Below are 20993 nucleotides of genomic sequence, written 5' to 3' on the forward strand. Positions count from 1 at the left end.
GCGTCGTAGGCTCTCGTCTGTGACCAGCCCTCCGCCGTCGCCCGTCCCGGAACAGCGCCTGCGTGATCTCGCGCGGCTGCGCCGGGTCCGTGACCGGATCGACCGCGAGTACGCGCAGCCGCTGGACGTCGAGGCGCTCGCGCGCGGTGCGCACATGTCGGCGGGGCATCTGAGCCGGGAGTTCCGGGCCGCGTACGGGGAGTCGCCGTACAGCTATCTGATGACGCGGCGCATCGAGCGCGCGATGACGTTGCTGCGGCGCGGCGATCTCAGCGTCACCGAGGTCTGCTTCGAGGTCGGCTGTGCCTCGCTGGGCACCTTCAGTACGCGCTTCACCGAGCTGGTCGGCATGCCGCCCAGCACCTACCGGCGGCTTGCCGCGAGTGCGACGGAGGGGCTGCCGGCGTGCGTGGCGAAACAAGTGACCCGGCCTGTCAGGAATCGAGAAGCGGCGCCGGTGAGCCGCCGCTAGCGTGACGTCCATGGACATCACCATTCACACGAGCTTCCTTCCGCAGGACGACCCGGAAGCGGCGCTCGCCTTCTATCGGGACGCCCTCGGTTTCGAGGTCCGCAGCGACGTCGGGCAGGGCACGATGCGGTGGATCACGGTGGGGCCTGTCGGGCAGCCGGAAACGTGCATTCTGCTGGCGCCGCCTTTCGCCGATCCTGGGATCACGGACGAGGAGCGGCGCGTCATCGCCGAGATGATGGCCAAGGGGACGTACGGGTGGATTCTGCTGGCTACGGACGATCTCGACGGGGCGTTTGAGAAAGTGCAGGGGAGTGAGGCGGCGGAGGTTGTTCAGGAGCCTACTGAGCAGCCGTACGGGGTTCGGGACTGTGCGTTTCGCGATCCCGCGGGGAACATGGTGCGCATCCAGGAAGTGAAGTGACGTGAGTTGAGCTGAGCGGTCTGGTTGTCGGTTGGCTGCGGGTTTGTTGTGGCTGGTCGCGCCCACGCGGCGGAGCCGCAAATTGATACAGCCCCGCGCCCCTATCGGGGCGCTGTTGTTCCGTTCCTTGATTTGGAGACTCGATGACGCCTCACGCTGCTGACCTTCACGACATGATCCGTGTGCATGGTGCGCGGGAGAACAATCTCAAGGACGTCAGTATTGAGATACCGAAGCGGCGGCTGACGGTGTTCACCGGGGTGTCCGGGTCGGGGAAGAGTTCGCTGGTTTTTGACACGATCGCGGCGGAGTCGCAGCGGCTGATCAATGAGACGTACAGCGCGTTCGTGCAGGGTTTTATGCCGAATCTGGCGCGGCCCGAGGTCGATGTGCTCGATGGGCTGACGACTGTGATCAGCGTCGATCAGCAGCGGATGGGTGCCGATCCGCGGTCCACGGTCGGTACCGCCACCGATGCGAACGCGATGCTGCGGATTCTGTTCAGCCGGCTCGGGAAGCCGCACATCGGGCCGCCCAGCGCGTACTCGTTCAACACCGCGACGGTCAAGGCGGCCGGTGCGATCACCGTCGAGCGGGGCGGCAAGACCAAGGCGGAGAAGGCGACGTACCAGCGCACGGGCGGGATGTGTACGCGGTGCGAGGGCCGGGGCAAGGTCACCGACATCGACCTCACGCAGCTCTACGACGACTCAAAGTCGCTGGCCGACGGCGCGTTCACCATCCCGGGCTGGAAGTCGGACAGTCAGTGGACGGTGGGGCTCTACGCCCAGTCGGGCCTCCTCGACCCGCACAAGCCGATCCGTACGTTCACCAAGCGGGAGATGCAGGACTTCCTCTACGGCGAACCGCGGAAGGTGAAGGTCAACGGCGTCAACCTTACCTACGAAGGGCTGATCCCCAAGATCCAGAAGTCGTTCCTGTCCAAGGACAAGGAGGCGATGCAGCCGCACATCCGGGCGTTCGTGGAGCGGGCCGTCACCTTCACCACCTGCCCCGAGTGCGACGGCAGCCGGCTCAGCGAAGGTGCCCGGTCGTCGAAGATCGGGAAGATCAGCATCGCGGACGCCTGCGCGATGGAGATCCGTGACCTGGCCGAATGGGTTCGCGGTCTCAAGGAGCCGTCGGTGGCGCCGCTGCTGGCCGCGTTGCAGCAGAGCCTCGACTCGTTCGTGGAGATCGGCCTCGGCTATCTCTCGCTGGAGCGGCCCGCGGGCACGCTGTCCGGCGGTGAGGCGCAGCGCGTCAAGATGATCCGCCATCTTGGTTCCTCGCTCACCGATGTGACGTACGTCTTCGACGAGCCGACCATCGGGCTGCACCCCCATGACATCCAGCGGATGAACAACCTGCTGCTCCGGCTGCGGGACAAGGGCAACACCGTGCTCGTGGTGGAGCACAAGCCGGAGACGATCGCGATCGCGGACCATGTCGTCGACCTCGGCCCCGGCGCCGGTACGGCGGGCGGCACCGTCTGTTACGAGGGCACCCTCGACGGGCTGCGGGCCTCGGACACCATCACCGGGCGCCATCTGGACGACCGGGCCGCGCTGAAGGAGACGGTGCGGACGCCGAAGGGCGCGCTGGAGATCCGCGGCGCGACCGCGAACAACCTCCAGGGCGTCGACGTCGACATCCCGCTCGGGGTGCTGACCGTCGTCACCGGTGTCGCCGGCTCCGGCAAGAGCTCGCTCGTGCACGGCTCCATCCCCGCCGGCGAGAGTGTCGTGGCGGTCGACCAGACGCCGATCCGGGGCTCCCGGCGCAGCAACCCGGCGACGTACACCGGACTGCTCGAACCGATCCGCAAGGCCTTCGCCAAGGCGAACGGCGTGAAGCCGGCGCTGTTCAGCGCCAACTCCGAGGGCGCCTGTCCCACCTGCAACGGCGCCGGTGTCATCTACACCGACCTGGCGATCATGCAGAGCGTCGCCACGCCCTGCGAGGACTGTGAGGGCAAGCGGTTCGACGCGTCGGTGCTCGAGTACCGGCTCGGCGGGCGGGACATCAGCGAGGTGCTGGCGATGTCGGTGACCGAGGCCGAGGAGTTCTTCGGCGCGGGCGAGGCGCGTACGCCCGCCGCGCACACCATCCTCGACCGGCTCGCCGACGTCGGGCTCGGCTATCTCACCCTCGGCCAGCCGCTCACCACGCTGTCCGGCGGCGAGCGGCAGCGGCTCAAGCTGGCCACGCACATGGGCGACAAGGGCGGCGACCGTTCCGTCTTCGTACTCGACGAGCCGACGACCGGCCTCCACCTCGCCGATGTCGAGCAGCTGCTCGGCCTCCTCGACCGGCTTGTCGACTCCGGCAAGTCCGTCATCGTCATCGAGCACCACCAGGCGGTCATGGCGCACGCGGACTGGATCATCGATCTCGGACCCGGTGCCGGGCACGACGGTGGCCGAATCGTGTTCGAGGGCACGCCCGCCGATCTCGTCGCGGATCGCTCCACCGTCACTGGTGAGCACCTCGCGGAGTACGTCGGAGGCTGACCGGCGAGCGGTCGGAGCGGAATGGGAAACCCTGGCCGAATTGGCCTGAACCGATCCCTGAACTGAGCGTCAACCACCCCCCTGAGCTGCGGTGATGAGTCTCTCTTCGATAACGTCTGCGTGATCATTCGGTGGAGTGTGGAACGTATTAACAGGAGCCGTGCGTTCCTGGTGACGTAGCCGAGCGGACGTCCGGCGGAAGCGGATCTACATCCACGGGGGTGGCGGTTCGGCGTGCGCACAGGTACGCCGGGGAGAGACGACGAAGGGGCCGTGCATCATGGCTGGACTCGCCGAATCCGGGTCGAACCCCGACGTCGAGCTGCTTTACGACATCAATGGCCTGGCCAAGGACGCGCCCCGGTGGTTCGACCGGGGTGTGGAATTCCTCGGTGAGTTCGGGCTGCTGATCGTGATGGTGCTGCTGGTGCTCTGGTGCTGGTGGGCTGTGCGGCGGCGGGGTGGGGAGGACGCTGCGGCTTCTGTCGCCGCGTTGGTGTGGGCGCCGCTCGCTGCGGGGATCGCGGTGCTCGTGAATGTGCCGATACGGGGATTTGTGGAGCGGCGTCGGCCGTTTCTCGACCATCAGGGGCTGGACGTTCTGGTGGACGGGAAGACCGATTTCTCCTTTGTGAGCGATCACGCGACGATTGCCATGGCGATGGGGGTCGGGCTGTTCGTCGCGAACCGGAAATTCGGTGTTGCGGGGATCTTGCTGGCCTTTGTTGAGGGGTATTGCCGGGTTCTTATGGGCGTGCACTATCCGACGGACGTCGTGGGTGGGTTTGCGCTCGGTACGGCTGTGGTGCTTTTGCTGTCGCCGCTGGCCATGGCTTTGCTTACGCCGGTGATGAAGGCGGCTGAGGGGTCGGGCAGGGCGTCTTGGCTTATCAGGGGGCGGGGGAGAGCCGCGGGGACTGAGCAAGCGGTGATTCCGGGGGCGCGGAGTGAGTCGGCGGACGCGGCTGAGCGGGACCTCGCGGCGTAGCTGAACGGCGTGGGGGCTGGGCGGGGGTGGGTCGCGCGGCCCGGCGCTGACGGGGTGCCGCCTGCGCCCACCCGTGCCGCCCCAGGCGGCACGCATGCCCGCAGCTCAGCGGGACGGCGGCGTTGGCTACAGCGCCTGTGGGTATGTGAAGAACCTCTTCGGGTCGTATTGCCTCTTCAGTTGCTGGAGGCGGGGTGCGGCGTCGCCGTAGTACGCCTTGCGCCAGTTTTTCAGGGTTGGGTCTGTGTAGTTCTGGTAGGCCGCGCCCGAAGCGTAGGGCTGCATTGCCGTGTGGGCCGCCGTTAGCCAGGTCTGGGATGTTGTGCCGGGGGTGCCGGCTCGCCAGGAGGCGACGTACTGGGCCAGCATGCGGGAGCGGCGGTGGATGAAGGCTGTGGCGGTGGGGGAGACGCGGTTGACGGCGCCGCCGAGGGCCGTGAGCTGGATGCTGCCGGCGCCTCCTCGGATCGAGGTGAGTTGGGAGAGGAGTTGCTGGATGCCGTTCGTCGGGAGTGAGGCGTCGAAGAAGGCCGACTTCGCCGCGTATGTCTCGCGGTTCAGGGCGCCTTCGGGGGAGCGGCCGGGGGTGGAGCCCGGGAGGTGGCACTGGGCGTCCGAGGCGAAGGACGAGCAGCCTGCATAGAGCTCCATCGAGGCCTCGTAGGAGCGGCGTTTGAGGGAGACGCTGGTCGCCGGGGAGCCTATTCGGTCGGCCAGTCGGTCCACCGCGTTCTGCAGTTCGCCGTAGGTGCCGAGGGAGAACGCCGCGACGGAGATGGTCGGGGTGCCGCCCGCCGCGTTGGCCAGGTGCAGGGAGGACCAGATCTCGTCGGGTTGGCTGGGACCCCACGCCTGCCAGGCCCGCACCACCGCCGCCGCCTTTGACCACGGCCAGCTCATATACGCCGACACGCCCTGCGGCGCCGGGTGGGTCTTGAACTCCAGCTCCGTCACGACACCGAAGTTGCCGTTGCCCGCGCCGCGCAGCGCCCAGAACAGGTCCTTGTTCTCGGAGGCGCTGGCCGTCAGCTGCTTGCCGTCCGCCGTGATCAGCGTCGCCCGGGTGAGGCTGTCGCAGGTCAGGCCGTACGCCCGGGAGACCACGCCATGGCCGCCGCCCAGGGTGAGGCCGGAGATTCCCACTGTCGGGCACGAGCCGCCGGGGACCGTCACGCCCTTGGCCGTGAGGGCGCGGTAGACGTCGATCAGCTTGGCGCCGGCGCCGACCACGGCCGTACCGCCGCTCGCGCGGACCCGGCTGAGCTTCGACACGTCGACGATCAGCCGGCCATCACCGGACGACCAGCCCGCGTACGAGTGGCCGCCGTTGCGGATCGCCACCTTGAGGTCGTGGGCCTGGGCGTAGGCGAGGGCCGTACGGACGTCGTCCGCGTGAGCCACGTACGCCACCGCGACCGGCTTCAAGCTGTCGAAGCGGGTGTTGTAGAGCTGGTGGGCCGCCTTCCACTGCTGCTCGCCGGGGCGGACCAGGGTGCCGTCCAGGTCCTCGGCCAGACCGGACCAGGTCTTCGCGGCGGCGGGTACGGCGCCGGTGGAGGTGGACGTGGACATGCCCGTGGTGGCGGCGCTGGTGGTGCGGGCCGCACCCGAGGTGCCCCCGCCGCTGCACGCGGCTGTCGTCAACCCCGCGAGCGCGGCCGCGCCGCCTCCGATGAACGTACGCCGTTCCATGTGCGCCTCCCGTCGGCTTCCGTGGAGCGAGACGGGGCCCCGGAGTCTCGGGTTCCACAGCATCCTGCCCTGTGACAAGAACGCGGTCATGTCACAGGACAGGCTGCGCTACTGCCCGGGTGCGTTCGCGTGCCCCTCCGCGTCCGTCCTGGCCATGCTGCGGGCTCTGCGGGCCGGGCCGCGCCAGCCGCAGCTGCACCGCGCTGTGCAGAACTTGCCTTGGTCAACGGTTGTCGTCCGATGTTCCGGGTGTGCCTGGCGGGAATTCAGGCCTTCGTGCTGCGCCACGTCCTCCACCGTACCCAGCCTGGGTAAACGGTTTCTCTGCTCGCCGTCCGCGTTCGGTCGGCGTGACGAGGCCACCGACGCGTCGTTATCCGGAACGACAAGGGGCCCGGGACGGACGTAGCGGCTGGGGGTAGGCAGGCGATGGCGGAGCGGCAGCGGCGACAGTGGCGGACAGCGGCGGGGGTCGCGGGACTCATGGTCTGCGCCTGTGCCACCGGGTGTTCCGGCGGAGCCGCCGCGGAGGACGCGCGCGCGGCCGCCGATCCCGTCGAGGCCCTGGACCGGGCCGCCGACCGGCTCGTGGACGCCGGCAGCGCCCAGGCCCGTACCTCCATGGAGATGGCCACCGGCGGGACCCGCGTCACCATCCGCGGAGAAGGGGTCTACGACTTCTCCCGGCAGCTCGGGCGGCTGAAGGTGCTGCTTCCGCAGGATCCGGCGGGGAGCCGGGAACACCGGTCGATCACCGAGCTCCTCGCCCCCGGCGCGCTGTTCATGAAGAACCGGGGGGCCGGGGTGCCCGCCGACAAATGGGTGCGCGTGGACACCGCCACACTGTCCGACGGCAACCTCGTCACCGGCGGTGCCACGGACCCGTTCGCCGCCGCCGAGCTGCTGCGCGGGACGCGGACGGCGACGTATGTGGGGGAGACCGAGGTCGCGGGGACCGCCGTACGGCACTACCGGGGGACCGCCGATCTCGCTGAGGCGGCGCAGGAGGCCTCGGCAGGAAACCAGGAAGCGCTGACCGCGGCGGCGAAAGGGTTCGCCCGGGCCACCGTGCCGTTCGACGTCTACCTCGACGAACAGGGGCGCATCCGCAAGATCCGGCACCGGTTCAGCTTCGTCAACGGACAGCAGCAGAACACCGTCGCGGTCGCCTCGACGACGCTGCTGTACGACTTCGGGGCCCCCGTCGACGTAGAACTGCCGGCGGCCGGGGACATCTACGCCGGGAAGATCGCCGAGGAGTGAGCGGGGGCCCACGGGGAAGCCGTGCGGAAAGGTGCGCGGATGCATGACGGGCGTCAAGAACTAGCCCTTCCGTGCCATGCGCGTTGTGTAGGCCGCTCCCTACTCTAGGAAGTCGGTGACGGCAGAGAAGAGGTGATGCACGTGGCTCCGGTCGGCGGTACGGCAGTTCAGGACCACGTGGCCCTCGCCGAGATCGAGCTGTGCGGAGACCTGATCATCGCGGCGTCCGCCGCGGAGGACCGGCTCAGCCTGGAGAGCATCGACGAGGTGCTGAAAGTGGCGGAAGCGCGTGAGCGGTCCGCTGGGGGCCAGTAGGTCTCTGCGGGTTCGTTGTGGCTGGTCGCGCAGTTCCCCGCGCCCCTAAAGGGGCGCGAGAATCTCACGTTCGTAGGAGGCGGGCGATTGCTTTCGTTGCTTCCTCCACCTTTGCGTCGATCTCCTCGCCGCCCTTGACCGCGGCGTCGGCGACGCAGTGGCGCAGGTGTTCCTCCAGGAGCTGCAGGGCGAAGGACTGCAGGGCCTTGGTGGAGGCGGACACCTGCGTGAGTATGTCGATGCAGTAGACGTCCTCGTCGACCATGCGCTGCAGGCCGCGGATCTGGCCCTCGATCCGGCGCAGGCGCTTGAGGTGCTCGTCCTTCTGCTTGTGGTAGCCGTGGATCCCGCGGTCGTGGTCGGTGACCACGGCCGGGGTGGCCTCGGAGGGCACTCCCGCGCCGGCCTCGGTGGTCGTCATCGCGTCCTCCAGACACATATACCCCTACTGGGTATATCGTACCGAACTTTGCTGGGTATAGGGCTGTTGGCCAATGCCGCAGGCAGAAGCCAGGACCGAAGCCTTGGTACGCCCCTGTGCGGATCAGTTTGCGCGATGGGTGACACTGGGGGACGGCCCATTAGCCATGGCCGGATGATGTGCCTAGCATCAGCCTGTCCGAAACCGAAGCATCCTGAGGACCCCACGTGCGCTTTCGTCTGACCCCCAGGGAGACGAGCTTCTACGACATGTTCGCCGCGTCCGCGGACAACATCGTCACGGGCTCGAAACTCCTGATGGAACTGCTCGGGGCGGACACCGCCGGCCGGGCCGAGATCGCAGAGCGTATGCGGGCCGCGGAACATGCGGGTGACGATGCCACACACGCGATCTTCCACCAGCTGAACTCCTCGTTCATCACGCCGTTCGACCGTGAGGACATCTACAAGCTCGCTTCGTGCCTCGACGACATCATGGACTTCATGGAGGAGGCCGTCGACCTCGTCGTCCTCTACAACGTGGAGGAACTACCCAAGGGCGTCGAGCAGCAGATCGAGGTGCTGGCGCGGGCGGCGGAGCTGACGGCCGAGGCGATGCCGAGTCTGCGGACGATGGACAACCTCACCGAGTACTGGATCGAGGTCAACCGGCTGGAGAACCAGGCCGACCAGATCCACAGAAAGCTTCTTGCTCATCTCTTCAACGGCAAGTACGACGCGATCGAGGTGCTGAAGCTCAAGCAGATCGTGGATGTGCTGGAAGAGGCGGCCGACGCGTTCGAGCATGTGGCGAACACGGTGGAGACCATCGCCGTCAAGGAGTCCTGAGCCCACGCCATGGACACCTTCGCGCTGGTCGTGACCATCCTGGTCGCGCTCTTCTTCACGTACACCAACGGCTTCCACGATTCGGCCAACGCCATCGCCACGTCGGTGTCGACGCGTGCGCTGACTCCCAGGGCCGCGCTGGCGATGGCGGCCGTGATGAATCTCGCCGGTGCCTTTCTGGGCAGCGAGGTCGCCAAGACGGTGAGTGAAGGGCTGATTCAGACACCCGAGGGGTCGAAGGGGATGGGGATCCTCTTCGCCGCGCTCATCGGGGCGATCACCTGGAATCTGGTCACCTGGTACTACGGGCTGCCCTCGTCGTCCTCGCATGCGTTGTTCGGCGGCATGGTGGGGGCCGCGCTGGCGGGTGGGACGACCGTCTACTGGGACGGGGTGCTGGAGAAGATCGTCATTCCGATGTTCGTGTCGCCGGTGGTGGGGCTGGTGGTCGGGTATCTGGTGATGACGGCGATCATGTGGATCTTCCGGCGCTCGAATCCGCACAAGGCCAAGCGGGGGTTCCGGATTGCGCAGACGGTGTCCGCGGCGGGGATGGCTCTGGGGCACGGTCTGCAGGATGCGCAGAAGACCATGGGCATCGTGGTGATGGCGCTGGTCATCGCCGATGTCGAGGACTACGGCGATCCGATTCCGGTGTGGGTGAAGATCGTGTGCGCCGTGATGCTGTCGCTCGGGACGTATGCCGGGGGGTGGCGGATCATGCGGACGCTGGGGCGGAAGATCATCGAGTTGGATCCGCCGCAGGGGTTCGCCGCGGAGACGACCGGGGCGGCGATCATGTTCACTACGGCGTTCTTGTTCCGGGCGCCGATTTCTACGACGCATGTGATCACGTCGGCGATCATGGGGGTGGGGGCGACGAAGCGGGTGAACGCCGTGCGGTGGGGTGTCGCCAAGAACATTGTGCTGGGGTGGTTCATCACCATGCCGGCGGCTGCGGTGGTGGCTGCGGGGGCGTATGGGGTTGTGAGCCTGGCGTTTCTGTAGCGGTCCCGTGGGTGGGGGTTGCTGTGGGGTGGGTCGCGCGGCCCGGCGCTGACGGGGTGCCGCCTGCGCCCACCCGTGCCGCCCCAGGCGGCACGAATGCCCGCAGCTCGGCGGTGCGGATGCCCGCAGCTATGGCAGCGGTACCAGCGGTACGACGACGGGCCCGCCCCCCGGTAACCCGGGGAGCGGGCCCTTATCGGCCTCGCGGTGGCACCGCCATGCAGCACCGCGAGGGGTCTGTCAGCCGAAGCGGCCGGAGATGTAGTCCTCGGTGGCCTGGACCGACGGGTTGGAGAAGATGCGCTCCGTGTCGTCGATCTCGATGAGCTTGCCGGGCTGGCCGACGGCGGCGAGGTTGAAGAAGGCGGTGCGGTCGGAGACCCGGGCCGCCTGCTGCATGTTGTGCGTCACGATGACGATCGTGAAGCGTTCCTTCAGCTCGCCGATCAGGTCCTCGATGGCGAGGGTGGAGATGGGGTCGAGGGCCGAGCAGGGCTCGTCCATCAGCAGCACGTTCGGTTCCACCGCGATCGCCCGCGCGATGCACAGACGCTGCTGCTGACCACCCGACAGGCCCGAACCCGGCTTGTTCAGGCGGTCCTTGACCTCGTTCCAGAGGTTGGCGCCCTTGAGGGACTTCTCCACGACGTCGTCCAGCGCGGACTTCTTGTACGAGCCGTTGAGCCTCAGGCCGGCCGCCACGTTGTCGTACACCGACATCGTGGGGAACGGGTTCGGACGCTGGAAGACCATGCCGACCTCGCGCCGCACGGACACCGGGTCGATCCCGGCGCCGTACAGGTTCTCGTCGTCGAGCATGACCTTGCCCTCGACCCGGCCGCCCGGCGTCACCTCGTGCATGCGGTTGAGCGTGCGCAGGAACGTGGACTTGCCGCAGCCGGAGGGGCCGATGAAGGCGGTCACGGAACGGGGCTCGACGGTCATCGAGATGTCTTCGATGGCGCGGAAGGAGCCGTAGTAGGCGTTGAGCCCGCTTACGTCGATTCGCTTGGCCATGGGTATCACTGCTTCTTTCGGGAAATCTGAGATCGGTCGCTGTATGGCCGCGTCAGCGACCGGTCTTCGGCGCCTTCCAGCGGGCGATGCCGCGGGCTGCCAGGTTCAGGATCATCACGAAGGCGATCAGCGTGAGGGCCGCGGCCCAGGCACGGTCGTACGCCGCACCCGATCCGGCGCTGTTCTTGAACTGCTGGTAGATGTACAGCGGCAGCGACGCCTGCGCACCCTCGAAGGGGTTGTTGTTGATGAACGGGTTGCCGAACACCAGCAACAGTACGGGCGCGGTCTCACCGGCGATACGGGCCACCGCCAGCATGATGCCGGTGGTGATACCGCCGATCGCGGTCGGCAGGACCACCTTCAGGATGGTGCGCCACTTCGGGATGCCCAGCGCCAGGGATGCCTCGCGCAGCTCGTTCGGGACGAGCTTGAGCATCTCCTCCGTGGAGCGGACCACGACCGGCATCATCAGGATCGTCAGCGCGAGCGCGCCGGCGAAGCCGGAGAAGCCCATGTCGAAGATGAGCAGAAGGCTGAGGATGAACAGACCGGCGACGATCGACGGGATACCGGTCATCACGTCGACGAAGAAGGTGACGGCCCGGGCGAGGTTGCCGCGCCCGTACTCCACCAGGTAGATCGCGGTGAGCACACCGACCGGCACGGCGATCAGGGTGGCGATGCCGACCTGCTCGAGGGTGCCGATGATGGCGGCGTAGATGCCGCCGCCCGGCTCGGTGTCGGCGACGACGCCCATCGAGTGGCTGAGGAAGTATCCGTCGAGCACCTTGGTACCGCGCTCGATGGTCGCCCAGATCAGCGAGGCGAGCGGCACCACGGCGAGCAGGAAGGCGACCCAGACCAGCGAGGTCGCGATGCGGTCCTTGGCCTGGCGGCTGCCCTCGACCCGTCCGGCGATGACGAACGTACCGATGACGAAGAGGATCGCGGCGATCAGACCCCACTGGATCTTGCTGTCGATACCGGTGGCGAGGCTGAGGCCGACGGAGACGGCGACAGAGCCCGCGGCCAGCGCCCACGGGAACCACTTCGGCAGCCGGTCACCGTGGAGTGAGCCGCGGTGCTTGTTGTTGATGGCGGTGGTGCTCATGCGTTGGCCCCCGAGAACTCCTTGCGACGGGCGATGATCATGCGCGCCGCGCCGTTGACCAGCAGGGTGATGACGAACAGGACCAGACCGGAGGCGATGAGCGCGTCCTGGCCGAACTCGTCCGCCTCGGGGAACTTGGCGGCGATGTTCTGGGCGAAGGTGCCGCCGCCCGGGTCGAGCAGGCTGCCGTGGATCAGGAAGTCCGGGGAGAGCACGGTGGCGACGGCCATCGTCTCGCCGAGCGCGCGGCCGAGGCCGAGCATCGATGCGGAGATCACGCCGGAGCGGCCGAAGGGCAGCACCGACATGCGGATGACCTCCCAGCGCGTGGCGCCGAGGGCCAGCGCCGCCTCCTCGTGCATCTGCGGGACCTGGTTGAAGACCTCACGGCTGACGTTCGTGATGATCGGCAGGATCATGATCGCGAGCAGGATGCCGACGGTGAGCATCGAGCGGGCCGGGCCCTCTTCCCAGGAGAAGATGCCGGTCCAGCGGAAGTAGTCGTTCAGCCAGCCGAAGAGGCCGTCCATCTGCGGTACGAGGATCAGGGCGCCCCACAGGCCGTACACGATGGACGGTACGGCGGCGAGCAGGTCGATCACGTACGCGATCGGGCCGCTGAGCTTGCGCGGGGCGTAGTGGGTGATGAACAGCGCGATGGCGACGGCGATCGGGACCGCGATGGCCATGGCGATGATCGAGGAGACGACCGTGCCGTAGGCCAGGACCGCGATGCCGAAGACCGGCGGCTGCGTGCCGGTGTTCCACTCGAAGGTCGTGAGGAAGTTGCCCTCGTTCTTGCTGATGGCGATGGCGGCACGCCAGGTGAGGAAGACCGCGATCGCGGCCATGATCGCCAGCAGGAAGATGCCGGACCCTCGGGCGAGACCGAGGAAGATCCGGTCTCCGGGGCGGGTGGCACCGCGGGCGGCGCGCTTGCGCTCTGCCTCGGTCGGCTGGGGTGCGGGGGGAGGTGTGTCTTGTGTGGCTATGTCCATCGGGTTCTCCGGTCTGCGGAGCCACACTGGCGTACGGCTCCATGGCGGCGGTGCACCGGACGGTGCGGCCCGGCCCCTCAGCGGGACCGGGCCGCACGCTCAGGTCAGCTCAGGCCCGCGATGGTGGTGCGGACCTTGGCGATGATCTCGTCGGGGATCGGAGCGTAGGAGTTGTCGGCGAGGATGCCCTGGCCGTCCTCGCTGGCGATGTAGGTGAGGAACGACTTGACGGTGGGCAGGGTCTCGGACTTGTTGCCCTTGTCGCAGACGATCTCGTAGGTCACCAGGGTGATCGGGTAGGCGCCGTCGGCCTTGGTGTTGTAGTTGATCTCGAGCGCGAGGTCCTTGCCCGTGCCGACGACCTCGGCGTCCGCGATGGCGGCCGTGGCGCTGTCGGAGCTGGGCTTGACCGGCTCAGCGGCGCCCGTGTCGATGGCGACGGTCGACATCTCCTTGGCGTACGACTCCTCCATGTAGCTGATCGCGCCGGAGGTCTGCTTGACGCTCTGCGCGACACCGGAGGAACCGGACGCGGCCTGGCCGCCCGGAGCGGCCCACGCCTTGCCGTCGCCGTAGGTCCAGTCCGCCTTGGCGGCGGCGCCCAGGTACTTGGTGAAGTTGTCCGTGGTGCCGGACTCGTCCGAGCGGTGGAACGCCTGGATCTTGGTGCTGGGCAGCTTGGCGTCGGGGTTCAGCTTCTTGATCGCCGCGTCGTCCCAGGTCTTGATCTTGCCGCTGAAGATCTGGGCGATCGTCTTCGCGTCCAGGACCAGGTCGTCGACACCCTCGACGTTGTACGCGAGGGCGATCGCGCCGCCGACCATCGGGAGGTCGATGCCCTGGCCGCCGGAGCAGACCTTCTTGGACTCGGTGACTTCCTCGGGCTTCAGCGCGGAGTCCGAACCGGCGAAGGCGACCGTGCCCTGGTTGAACGCGGTGATGCCGGCGCCGGAGCCGCCGCCCTTGTAGTTGATCTGGACGCCGGGGCAGGCGGCCGCGAACTGCTTGACCCACGCGTCGATAGCGTTCTTCTGCGCGGACGAGCCATCGGCGAGCAGCTGGCCCTTGGCGTCGTCGCACTTGATCGAACCGGCGTTGGCGGTCGCGGAGGCGTCGCCGCCGTTGCTGTTGCCGGTGTCGTCCGAGCCGCACGCCGTGAGGGCCAGGGCGCCGGAGAACGCGATCGCGCCGAGAGCGAGAGCCCGCCGGTTCTTGCGCTGAAGCTTCACTTGAGGAAATTCCTTCCAGGAGCCGCCGTCCTGAATCGGCGGCGTGCGAAAGACTGGTTGAAACGGGCGCGTAATCGAGGCGCACCCGTCATCAGGTAAGGCCGAAAGTAGGCAGATCAGGTGAAGCCGCCAATGGCTGAAAATGAACGGAGGGTGAACCCCTGCCGTCGGTGTGGTTAGGTCACGGAAGGCTTACGTTGAGGACACGGGGCGATTCCGGACTATGCCAGGCGAAGGGCGTCCAACAGCGCGTCCACGAGGGTGCGATCCCTCGGCTGGGTGAGCCGGTCGCGGGCGGCCGTCGGGGAGAGCCACAGGAGGCGGTCCACTTCGTCGTTGGGGGTGAAGGTGCCGGGTCCCGCCTCGGCCGCCCAGTAGCGCACCTGCTTGGGGCGGCCGGCCGTGAAGTAGTGGGCGGCGGGCAGCTCGGCGCCCGGCACCGCGCTGTAACCCGTCTCCTCCGCCACTTCCCGTACGGCGCCCGCGAGCGGTTCCTCGTCGCGCTTCAGCTTGCCCTTCGGGTGGGACCAGTCGTCGTATTTTGGTCGGTGCACGAGGCATATCTCAAGCTCACCGTCCACCGGCGAACGGCGCCACAGGACGCAGCCGGCCGCCTGGACGACGCCGTCGTTCGTGTGAGTCACCGGGGCTCCACCGCCTCCTCAGAGGGCGCGCGTGCGGGTCAGGCCGTGCCGACGGCCTGCTTCTGCCATGACTGCTGGAAGGCGAAACGTGCCGCCTCCACCTCGTGCCGCTGGTCGGCGTGGAGCACGCCGAGGGCGTACGCCGTCGCCGGGGCGATGCGCGGGGTGCGTGCCGCGGCGGCCGCGGCGGCCGCCGCCTCCGAGGCGTCACGGTGCCGGTTGAGGGCCTGGCCCGCGGTGAGCAGGCGGGCGTCCACGGGTGCCTTCTCGCCGTGCAGGACCTCGAGGGCGTAGCGGTGCAGGCGCAGCAGCAGGCGGACCTGGTGCCAGGGGGCGTCCTGGGGGTGCGGGGCCGGGTCCGGTGAGAGGCCGTGGATCAGCGCCTCCGCGTTGTACGGGCAGCCGGCCGTCACCAGGGGGAGCGCGGCGATCGCGTCGGTGAGGCGCTCCTCGGCCGCGGCGGCGAGGGGACGGAGGTCGGCGGAGGGGGCGGTCGGCGTGAGCGGGACGTCGCTGGCCAGTACGGCGATGTGGTCGGCGACCGCGTGGAAGCGGGAGGAGCCGAGGGCCTGGAGGGCCGTGGAGTGGGCCCGGGTGCGGGCGAGGGTGAGCTGGCGATCGAGGAGGGCGCCTGCTTTGGCGGCGCCTACGGTGAGGGTGCCGCGTTCCGTGGGCTGGCCGCTGGGGGGACCGGCGTCGCTTTGTGCCGCTGCGCCCACCCGTGCCGCCCCAGCGGCACGACTGCCCGCAGCTACGCCACTGGTGGCATCGGACGGCTGTCCGGGCACGCCTCCCACCGCGCCCGACAGCCGGTGCAGTGCCTGCAGCAGCCGCTCCAGGCGGCCCGAGTACGCGTGTTCCATCGCCAGCGTGCCGGAGAGCCAGGACAGTTCGGGGCGGATGGCCTCGGCCCAGTCGGGGTCGAGCAGGGGGCGGAAGGTGTGCAGGCTGCCGCTGATGCGGCGGGCCGAGTGGCGCAGGGCGCGCGCCGCGTCGACGGCCTCCTCCGAGCCCGATCCCGCGCTCGAGCCGTTGGACGAGCCTCCGGTCTCCCGGTGCAGCCGCAGCGCACGGAGGAACTCCGTGGCCTGGGCGCGCAGATAGCCCGCGAGGGCATCCCCGGTCAGCCCGGCCGTGGGGTCCGTCGGTTCAAGGTGTTGCTGTGCCACGCCGGCGCCTCCGGGCGTCTATGAGCATCTCCTGGATGTTCCGCAGGGGCTGGCCGTCCGCGTCGAGCGCGTGCCGGGTCCACTCGCCGTCCGGGCCGAGATGCCAGGACGAGGTGGTGTCGGACATGCCGTTCTCGAGAAGCCGGTTGAGCGCGGCGCGGTGAGCCGGGTCGGTGACCCTCACCAGGGCCTCGATGCGGCGGTCGAGGTTGCGGTGCATCATGTCGGCGCTGCCGATCCACACTTCGGGCTCGCCGCCGTTGCCGTAGGCGAAGACCCGGGAGTGCTCGAGGAAGCGGCCGAGGATCGAGCGGACCCGGATGTTCTCCGAGAGGCCTGCCACTCCGGGGCGGATCGCGCAGATGCCGCGTACCCAGATGTCGACCGGCACGCCCGCCTGGGACGCGCGGTACAGGGCGTCGATGACGGCTTCGTCCACCATCGAGTTGACCTTGATCCGGATGAACGCGGGGCGTCCGGCACGGTGGTGCTGGACCTCCTTGTCGATCCGGGCGATCAGACCGTCCCGCAGGGACTTGGGGGCCACCAGCAGCCGTCGGTAGGTCTCGCGGCGCGAGTATCCCGACAGCCGGTTGAACAGGTCGGACAGGTCCGCGCCGACCTGGGGGTCGGCGGTGAGCAGGCCGAGGTCCTCGTAGAGGCGGGCCGTCTTCGGGTGGTAGTTGCCGGTGCCGACGTGGCAGTACCGCCGTAGCGTGTCGCCTTCCTGGCGGACCACCAGCGACAGCTTGCAGTGCGTCTTCAGGCCGACCAGGCCGTAGACGACATGGCAGCCGGCCTCCTCCAGCTTGCGCGCCCACTTGATGTTGGCGTGCTCGTCGAAGCGGGCCTTGATCTCGACCAGGACGAGGACCTGCTTGCCGGCCTCGGCGGCGTCTATGAGCGCGTTGACGATCGGGGAGTCGCCGGAGGTCCGGTACAGGGTCTGCTTGATCGCGAGGACGTCGTCGTCCTCGGCCGCCTGCTCCAGGAACGCCTGCACGGACGTGGAGAAGGAGTCGTACGGGTGGTGCAGCAGCACGTCCCGGTTGCGCAGCGCGGCGAAGATGTCGGCCGCTGACGCCGACTCGACCTCGGCGAGGTCGCGGTGGACGCCGGCGACGAACTTGCGGTACTTCAGCTCGGGCCGGTCGATGCCGCCGATGCGGAAGAGGCCGGTGAGGTCGAGCGGGCCCGGCAGCGGGTACACCTCGGCCTCGCTGATCTTCAGCTCCCGCACCAGCAGGTCGAGCACCTCGCGGTCGATGGACTCCTCGACCTCCAGGCGCACCGGCGGCCCGAAGCGGCGCCGCATGAGCTCCTTCTCCAGGGCCTGCAGGAGGTTCTCGGCGTCGTCCTCCTCGACCTCCAGGTCCTCGTTCCGGGTGAGCCGGAAGGCGTGGTGCTCCAGGACCTCCATGCCCGGGAACAGCTCCTCCAGGTGCGCGGCGATGACGTCCTCGATGGGGACGTACCGGCCGGGGGAGCTCTCCAGGAAGCGGGACAGCAGCGGCGGCACCTTCACGCGGGCGAAGTGGCGGTGGCCGGTGACGGGGTTGCGTACGACGACGGCCAGGTTCAGCGAGAGGCCGGAGATGTACGGGAAGGGGTGCGCCGGGTCGACCGCGAGGGGCGTGAGGACCGGGAAGATCTGGTGCCGGAACAGGGTGAAGAGACGCGCCTGCTCCTTCTCGGTCAGCTCGGCCCAGCGGACCAGGTGGATGCCCTCCTCGGCGAGCGCGGGGGCGACGTCCTCGTGGTAGCAGGCGGCGTGCCGGGCCATCAGCTCGCGGGAGCGGGCCCAGATCATCTCCAGCACCTCGCGGGGCTGGAGTCCCGAGGCGGACCGGGTGGCGACGCCGGTGGCGATACGGCGCTTCAGACCGGCGACCCGGACCATGAAGAACTCGTCCAGGTTGGAGGCGAAGATCGCCAGGAAGTTCGCCCGCTCCAGCAGCGGCGTGTTCGGGTCCTCGGCGAGCTCCAGGACCCGTTCGTTGAACGCGAGCCAGCTCCGCTCCCGGTCGAGGAAGCGGCCCTGGGGCAGCTGCGGCCCGTCGTACGGGGCTTCCTCGTAGGCGTCGAGGTCGGCATCGATGTCGGGTTCCAGGTCGGACACCGCGGCGGACACCGTGTGTGGCCGGTGCGCGGCTATGGAACCCACGGACGGCTGGGCGTGCTGGACCTGTGCCTGGGTGTTCGGCTGACTCATGAACCCATTGTTCCGCGCCGGGAGCGCTACGGGCGCGTCGGAGGACGCGGGAGGCAGGGCGGCGACGGCCAGTCTGCTCTCCCCGTTCCTCGCACGGCCCTCCTCGGGCGTCGAAGGCTCTGGCACGGCTCGGTTCATTCGCTGAGCGTCGCAAGCCCGCCTGAACCAATGGTTACGGCGACATGACGTGCGGGATAGCGGGGGGCGGCTCCCGGGGGTCCACGTCCCCCGGGTTTCCGTACGAAGGGCGGCGCGAAGCCCCGCGCATACGTCCCCTACCCGCTCTCGGGGACGTATGCGCATCGGGGCTCCTCAGCCGGTACGGCGCTTGACCAGCCGGAACGCGATCAAGGTGGCTGCGGCGGCCACGGCCAGGACGATGGCCGTCGCGGTGAGCTGGAGGGGCCAGTAGTGGGAAATGGGGTGGTAGTCGTTGTAGTAGCTGGTCGCGTCGAGGCGTTCCAGGGTGACCTTGCACGTCGGGACGAACGAGCCGCCGCACTGGGGGTCGGCGATCCGGTCGCCGGACGCGGTCACCAGACCGTGGCCGGCCGCCATGCCCTCACCCCACGGGCCTTGCTGCAGGCTGCTGAGCCGTGTGGCCGGCGGCCACAGATGCGGCAGCGCCTGCTGGATGGTGAGCCACAGCGCGGCCACCGCGACCGCGCCCGCGCCGAGCGCGGCGAGTGAGCGGCGCAGGACCAGGCCCGCGAGGGCGCCGACGAGGAGACCGGCCAGGGCGAGGGCGACGGTGATGGGGCCGCCCGCGTAGAAGGTGGCCGAGTCGTACCAGGGCTTGGCGGTGTCGATCTCGCCCCGCCCCGCCGACCAGGCCAGATGGTGCAGGAGGACGAGCAGTCCGGTGCCGGCGGTGACCAGGACGGCCGGTGCGGCGAGCTTGGCGGCGAGCCAGCGGGCGGGGGAGACGGACTGGGTCCAGGCCAGCCGGTCGGTGCCGTTCTCCAGTTCACGGCCGATCAGCGAGGCGCCTGCCCATGCGGCGACCAGGAAGGGGAGTGCCAGGACGGCGATGGTCGCGTAGTTGTAGATGTCCTTGTAGTGGACGATCGCGTCCTGGTCGTACGTCACACAGGGCGGTGTCCCGCACGCTCTGTACTCCCTCCAGGCCACCGCCGCGTCGTCGGTGAGCGGGCCGCCGAGCCACAGGAGCGTGGCGGAGGTGACGACGATGAGTGCCGTCCAGATGTACAGGGCGGGCCGGTGGAGTCGTATCAGCCAGCGCAGCAGGTGAGGGGCGGGCGCCGGGGTCGGGGCGGGGGCGGTCAGGGCGGTCACGCGGGGGTCTCCTGGCTGTCGGCCTGCGGGTTGCGGAGGTAGGCGAGGACCAGGTCCTCCAGGGACGGGGCGCTGGTGCGCATGTCGTCGGGCAGCGGGCCCGACGGGCGGAGCAGCGCGGTGAGCTGGCGGCCGGTGGTACGGGATTCGACGACGGTGTGGTGCGCGGCGAGGGACGTGTCGGCGGGACCCGACACGCGCGTGTGCACCTGAAGCAGCTCGTCGAGCTCGCCCGCGAGCCGGACCCGGCCGCCGCCGACCAGCAGCAGATGGTCGCAGGAGTCCTCCAGCTCGGCGACCACGTGCGAGGACATCACGATCGTGGTGCCGTACTGCGCGGCCTGGGACATCAGGACGCCCATCAGCTCGTGCCGGGCCAGCGGGTCGAGGTCGGCCATCGGCTCGTCCAGGAGCAGCAGTTCGGGCCGCTTGGCCAGCGCGAGGGCGAGCGCGACACGGGTGCGTTGGCCGCCGGAGAGGGAGCGCACCCGGGACTTGGGGTCGAGGTCGCCGGCGGCCACGATCCGCTCGGCGGTGGGCAGGTCCCAGCGGCCGGGGTTGAGGTCGGCGCCCATGCGCAGTGTCTCGGCGACCGTGAGCTGCGGGTACAGCGGCTTGTCCTGGCCGACGTAGCCGACACGCGCGCGTGCCGCCGCGGGAGTTCCGCCGAGGACGCTCACGGTGCCTTCGGTGGGCGCCAGTAGTCCGGCGGCGAGGACGAGCAGTGTGGACTTGCCGGCGCCGTTCGGGCCGACGACCGCGCAGACGCGTCCGGTGGGCAGCCGGACGGTGCAGTCCCGCAGCGCCCAGCGTTTGCCGAAGCGTTTGCCGAGGCCGGCTGCCTCTATGGCCGTGTCGGTCATGACGGGTCTCCCTGGAGGTGCTTCTCGCCTGCGGCGAAGTGTGAGTCGAGTACGGCGGTGAAGAGTGCGGCCACGTCCTCCCGTCCGAGCCCCGCCTCGCGGGCCCGGTCCGCCCAGGCGTCCAGCTCGCCGCGCAGGGGGGAGTCGGCGGGGGTGGTGCTCAGTCCCCGGCGGACGAAGGTGCCCAGGCCCCGGCGTGCCTCGACCAGGCCCTCCCGCTCCAGTTCGCGGTAGGCCTTGAGGACGGTGTTGGGGTTGATGGCGGTGGCTTCGACGACCTCGCGGGCCGTGGGGAGCTTGTCTCCCTGCTCCAGCAGGCCCAGGCGGAGCGCCTGCTTGGTCTGCTGGACGATCTGGACGTAGGTGGCCACGCCGCTGTGCCGGTCGATGCGGTACTCGACCATGGGACAACCCCCTTTCACTATTTGAGTAGTGAAAGGGTGGTCTAAGGTGATCCCGAAAGTCAAGCCGGAAACGTCTGCCGGAATGTCATGGGCGAGGGTGTGA

Annotated in this window: 20 protein-coding genes; 8 read left to right on the plus strand and 12 right to left on the minus strand. The window is 69.0% G+C overall.

Annotated elements, in window-relative coordinates; genetic code table 11:
- Window positions 1–19: 19 nt before the first annotated feature.
- The 4 genes from KCH48_RS39885 to KCH48_RS39900 all read left to right on the plus strand — a co-directional run bounded on the left by KCH48_RS39885 (window position 20) and on the right by KCH48_RS39900 (window position 4397).
- On the plus strand, window positions 20–472 hold the full coding sequence (locus KCH48_RS39885; RefSeq protein WP_307841079.1) for a helix-turn-helix transcriptional regulator: 453 nt from the start codon (window positions 20–22) through the stop codon (window positions 470–472).
- 10 nt (window positions 473–482) lie between these two features.
- The gene (locus tag KCH48_RS39890; protein ID WP_210582529.1) at window positions 483–896 is read left to right on the plus strand and encodes a VOC family protein; all 414 of its coding nucleotides are present in this window, start codon (window positions 483–485) and stop codon (window positions 894–896) included.
- A gap of 143 nt (window positions 897–1039) precedes the next feature.
- The gene (locus tag KCH48_RS39895) at window positions 1040–3409 is read left to right on the plus strand and encodes an excinuclease ABC subunit UvrA (RefSeq protein WP_210582530.1); all 2370 of its coding nucleotides are present in this window, start codon (window positions 1040–1042) and stop codon (window positions 3407–3409) included.
- A gap of 280 nt (window positions 3410–3689) precedes the next feature.
- Complete coding sequence (locus tag KCH48_RS39900; protein WP_210582531.1) at window positions 3690–4397, plus strand: phosphatase PAP2 family protein; 708 nt, start codon at window positions 3690–3692, stop codon at window positions 4395–4397.
- 126 nt (window positions 4398–4523) lie between these two features.
- Here the strand turns inward: KCH48_RS39900 and KCH48_RS39905 are convergent, their stop codons facing one another.
- Complete coding sequence (locus tag KCH48_RS39905) at window positions 4524–6089, minus strand: FAD-binding oxidoreductase (RefSeq protein ID WP_210582532.1); 1566 nt, start codon at window positions 6087–6089, stop codon at window positions 4524–4526.
- A gap of 429 nt (window positions 6090–6518) precedes the next feature.
- Between KCH48_RS39905 and KCH48_RS39910 the strand changes: the two genes are divergently transcribed.
- Together KCH48_RS39910 and KCH48_RS39915 are read left to right on the plus strand one after the other, a co-directional pair.
- Entirely contained in the window at window positions 6519–7352 is an 834-nt protein-coding gene (locus KCH48_RS39910) for a hypothetical protein (protein ID WP_210582533.1), read from the plus strand.
- 135 nt (window positions 7353–7487) lie between these two features.
- Entirely contained in the window at window positions 7488–7667 is a 180-nt protein-coding gene (locus tag KCH48_RS39915; protein WP_210582534.1) for a hypothetical protein, read from the plus strand.
- 64 nt (window positions 7668–7731) lie between these two features.
- On the opposite strand, the gene KCH48_RS39920 is transcribed toward KCH48_RS39915, so the two are convergent.
- Window positions 7732–8088 carry a metal-sensitive transcriptional regulator gene (locus KCH48_RS39920; RefSeq protein WP_246886631.1) on the minus strand — a complete coding sequence of 119 codons (357 nt, stop codon included), beginning with the start codon at window positions 8086–8088 and terminating at the stop codon, window positions 7732–7734.
- A gap of 227 nt (window positions 8089–8315) precedes the next feature.
- Between KCH48_RS39920 and KCH48_RS39925 the strand changes: the two genes are divergently transcribed.
- Window positions 8316–8936 (plus strand): DUF47 domain-containing protein, encoded by a 621-nt coding sequence (locus KCH48_RS39925; protein ID WP_210582535.1) that lies wholly within the window; start codon window positions 8316–8318, stop codon window positions 8934–8936.
- 9 nt (window positions 8937–8945) lie between these two features.
- Window positions 8946–9944, plus strand: coding sequence for an inorganic phosphate transporter (locus tag KCH48_RS39930; protein WP_210582536.1), 999 nt, complete (start codon window positions 8946–8948; stop codon window positions 9942–9944).
- Window positions 9945–10184: 240 nt separating this feature from the next.
- On the opposite strand, the gene pstB is transcribed toward KCH48_RS39930, so the two are convergent.
- The 10 genes from pstB to KCH48_RS39980 all read right to left on the minus strand — a co-directional run bounded on the left by pstB (window position 10185) and on the right by KCH48_RS39980 (window position 20890).
- On the minus strand, window positions 10185–10961 hold the full coding sequence (gene pstB / locus KCH48_RS39935) for a phosphate ABC transporter ATP-binding protein PstB (protein ID WP_210582537.1): 777 nt from the start codon (window positions 10959–10961) through the stop codon (window positions 10185–10187).
- 52 nt (window positions 10962–11013) lie between these two features.
- Window positions 11014–12075, minus strand: coding sequence for a phosphate ABC transporter permease PstA (gene pstA, locus KCH48_RS39940; RefSeq protein ID WP_210582538.1), 1062 nt, complete (start codon window positions 12073–12075; stop codon window positions 11014–11016).
- Window positions 12072–13073, minus strand: a complete 1002-nt coding sequence (gene pstC / locus KCH48_RS39945; RefSeq protein WP_210582539.1) for a phosphate ABC transporter permease subunit PstC — start codon at window positions 13071–13073, stop codon at window positions 12072–12074. Before pstC ends, pstA begins: the two co-directional genes overlap by 4 nt.
- Before the next feature lie 104 nt (window positions 13074–13177).
- Entirely contained in the window at window positions 13178–14302 is a 1125-nt protein-coding gene (gene pstS / locus KCH48_RS39950; protein WP_210582540.1) for a phosphate ABC transporter substrate-binding protein PstS, read from the minus strand.
- A gap of 221 nt (window positions 14303–14523) precedes the next feature.
- Window positions 14524–14946, minus strand: coding sequence for an NUDIX hydrolase (locus tag KCH48_RS39955; protein ID WP_210582541.1), 423 nt, complete (start codon window positions 14944–14946; stop codon window positions 14524–14526).
- Between the two features lie 38 nt (window positions 14947–14984).
- Window positions 14985–16115, minus strand: coding sequence for a CHAD domain-containing protein (locus KCH48_RS39960; protein ID WP_210582542.1), 1131 nt, complete (start codon window positions 16113–16115; stop codon window positions 14985–14987).
- Window positions 16096–18327 (minus strand): RNA degradosome polyphosphate kinase, encoded by a 2232-nt coding sequence (locus KCH48_RS39965; protein WP_210582543.1) that lies wholly within the window; start codon window positions 18325–18327, stop codon window positions 16096–16098. Before KCH48_RS39965 ends, KCH48_RS39960 begins: the two co-directional genes overlap by 20 nt.
- Before the next feature lie 312 nt (window positions 18328–18639).
- Complete coding sequence (locus tag KCH48_RS39970; protein WP_210582544.1) at window positions 18640–19623, minus strand: ABC transporter permease subunit; 984 nt, start codon at window positions 19621–19623, stop codon at window positions 18640–18642.
- Window positions 19620–20486 (minus strand): ABC transporter ATP-binding protein, encoded by an 867-nt coding sequence (locus KCH48_RS39975; RefSeq protein ID WP_210582545.1) that lies wholly within the window; start codon window positions 20484–20486, stop codon window positions 19620–19622. Before KCH48_RS39975 ends, KCH48_RS39970 begins: the two co-directional genes overlap by 4 nt.
- Entirely contained in the window at window positions 20483–20890 is a 408-nt protein-coding gene (locus tag KCH48_RS39980; protein ID WP_210582546.1) for a GntR family transcriptional regulator, read from the minus strand. The genes KCH48_RS39975 and KCH48_RS39980 overlap by 4 nt, the downstream gene beginning before the upstream one ends.
- Window positions 20891–20993: the final 103 nt, after the last annotated feature.

Origin of the sequence: Streptomyces sp. GESEQ-4 (assembly GCF_017948455.1) — a bacterium.
Lineage (GTDB): Bacteria > Actinomycetota > Actinomycetes > Streptomycetales > Streptomycetaceae > Streptomyces.